We start from the raw sequence: 2,336 nt of genomic DNA on the forward strand, positions 1-2,336 counted from the left end.
CAGCCGGCCGGCCCGAACCGCATCGCTGATCTGCAGAAAGACGATGCCGACGATGGACAGTTCGACTATTTCCGCGACGCCCTGGATGGGCGCGTTGAACAGGTACCGGGAGAGCACGTCCACGTTGATGATCACCATCAGGGCGAATATCCAGACGGTGCCCACGCTGTTGAGCCCGGCCACGAGGCCGGAGAACGCGCGTATCAGGGGGTTGCCAGGCTTGGGTCCGGCTTCAGCGCCCGCACTCACAGTTCCCGGTCCCAGTGCCGGACGATGGGCTGGTTGTTGGCGCGCATGATGTCCATGTAGTCGCGCAGGATCTGCTTGCCGGGCAGTCCGCGCTCTTCCAGATCCTCGGCCCATTCCTGCGCCATGTTGGGCAGGCTCTCGGCCCAGACGCGGCGCTGTTCGTCGGTCAGCGGCTGGATCGTGCCGCCCTGCTCCACGAATTCGTGGCGGCTGGACTCGGCGCGCCGGTCGGTCTCCAGCGCCAGCTCGTCGCGGTAGTCGATGGCCGTCTCGGAGAGCACCCGGCGGACTTCATCGGGCAGCAATTCCCAGGAGCGCCGGTTCATGGCGATGACCTTGGATGTGACCGCTCCGAGGCGGATGTCAATCATGTACGGCGCAACTTCATAAAGTTTGTACGCTACCGCGGACTCCGCCCAGGCCACTGTCCCGTCGGTCAATCCAGTCGCAATGTTGTTGTAGAAATCGCCCAGATTGCTGCTCACCGCGGCCGAACCGAGTCCCTGCACGTAGCGCAGGTTCAACCCGACGCCGCAGATCTTCGTGCCCCTGAAATCCTCCAGCGTTTCTATGGGTTCGTTCATCAACACCTGGTACGTGTCGATCGACCCCGCCGCGGTGAGAAAGACCTGGTTGTAGTCGTCCCACTGCTCGCGCAGGGCCGGATAACGTTCCACCAGTTCATCCACGGTACGGGCCACCAGGCCGATGTCCGCGGTGACCAGCGGCGTCACGTAACTGATGTTGAAGAACGGAATCTTGTCCGGATGAAACGGCGAGGTGATGATGCCGATATCCGCCAACCCGTACTGCAGTGCCTCGAGCACGCCGCCCGTCTTGGCAACGGTGCCGCCGAACGCCCGGTTCCAGTCGATCTCGTAGTTGCCGGTTTCAGCCAGCCGGCGATCCACCTCGGGCATGTAGTAGTCAAGGAACACGCGCACCCACAACGCCGTGGGCGCATAGGCGTCGATCACCGTCAGCGGCACGACCTCCTGTGCGCGGGCGGGTTTGGCTCCAAGGAACGCAGCGCAGATTCCGGCCAGAATCAGCACGCGGGGGCGGCGGCGCGGCTTGGGGGCACGAATCGGATTCATGGACATTCTCTTTCCCGTTTGAACGGACTGTACACGCCAGTCTATCGTGTGCGCAGTCTTTCGCGAGTTTCGGCAGACCAGTTTCCCACGTATACTCGCGAACTGAGGCTACGGGCGGATATTAGCGATATTTCCGTCGCCAAGGAAACAATTTCGAAATCTGCGGCCACCGATCCAGATACAGGTACCTAAATGGCAAGCGTAACAGGGACCAACGGCCGCGAAACTCTCGCGTCCATCGCCTACCAGCGGCTGCTGGACGATATCGTCGGCGGGCGGCTGCAGCCCGGCAGCAAACTTCGGCTTCAGTTTCTCACTGAACGCTATGCAGTCGGCAACAGCCCGCTGCGCGAAGCCCTTAACCGGCTTTCCGCCAATGGCATGGTGCAGCGCGAGGAAAACCGGGGGTTTCGCGTCTCGCCGGCATCGGCGGAGGAACTGTCGGAACTGATTCGGACACGCTGCTGGCTGGAGGAAATTGCGCTGCGGGAATCCATCCGGCACGGTGACGCGGCATGGGAAGAAGGTGTGTTGGTGGCATATCACCGGCTATCGAAGAGAAATCGGCTGTCGGACGAAGAGTATGTCACGTTCGACGGAACCTGGGAGGACCTTCACCGCGCGTATCACCTGTCCCTGCTTTCCGCCTGCAATTCGAAAATCCTCCTGGACTTTTGTGCGCAACTGCATGAACAGACTCTGCGCTACCGCAATCTCAGTTCCATGCAAGCCTATCGGGACCGCCACGAACTGGACGAGCATCGTGCGATCCGCGATGCGGTGTTGGACCGCGATGGCGACAAGGCCGTGGAATTGCTGCGGGCCCACTACCGAATCACCGGCGAAATCGCCCTCGCCCGCGGTAACCTTTCCTGAACCGGGCCCGGTCTGACCTACTTCTTTCCTGGCGCAAACAACAGTCGGAGACAAATGATGAAAGTCGGATTCATCGGCCTGGGACGCATGGGCCATGGGATGGCGTCGAGAATC

3 protein-coding genes are annotated in these 2,336 nt (G+C 61.5%); 1 reads left to right on the plus strand and 2 read right to left on the minus strand.

What is annotated here, in order from left to right:
* The coding region (locus OXG98_18025; protein ID MCY3773909.1) for a TRAP transporter small permease subunit at positions 1-249 on the minus strand (249 nt) is incomplete at its 3' end.
* Positions 246-1,346 carry a C4-dicarboxylate TRAP transporter substrate-binding protein gene (locus OXG98_18030; protein MCY3773910.1) on the minus strand — a complete coding sequence of 367 codons (1,101 nt, stop codon included), beginning with the start codon at positions 1,344-1,346 and terminating at the stop codon, positions 246-248. The genes OXG98_18030 and OXG98_18025, both read right to left, overlap by 4 nt.
* 192 nt (positions 1,347-1,538) lie before the next feature.
* Here OXG98_18030 and OXG98_18035 point away from each other — a divergent pair, with 192 nt between their 5' ends.
* Positions 1,539-2,222, plus strand: a complete 684-nt coding sequence (locus OXG98_18035) for a GntR family transcriptional regulator (GenBank protein MCY3773911.1) — start codon at positions 1,539-1,541, stop codon at positions 2,220-2,222.
* Positions 2,223-2,336 lie beyond the last annotated feature (114 nt).

This window comes from Gemmatimonadota bacterium (assembly GCA_026706345.1).
Classification (GTDB): domain Bacteria; phylum JAAXHH01; class JAAXHH01; order JAAXHH01; family JAAXHH01; genus JAAXHH01.

Excerpts from the sequence above, each read along its gene's own strand:
- OXG98_18030 (MCY3773910.1), bottom strand. The coding sequence starts at position 1,346 with ATGAATCCGATTCGTGCCCCCAAGCCGCGCCGCCGCCCCCGCGTGCTG.
- OXG98_18035 (MCY3773911.1), top strand. The coding sequence starts at position 1,539 with ATGGCAAGCGTAACAGGGACCAACGGCCGCGAAACTCTCGCGTCCATC.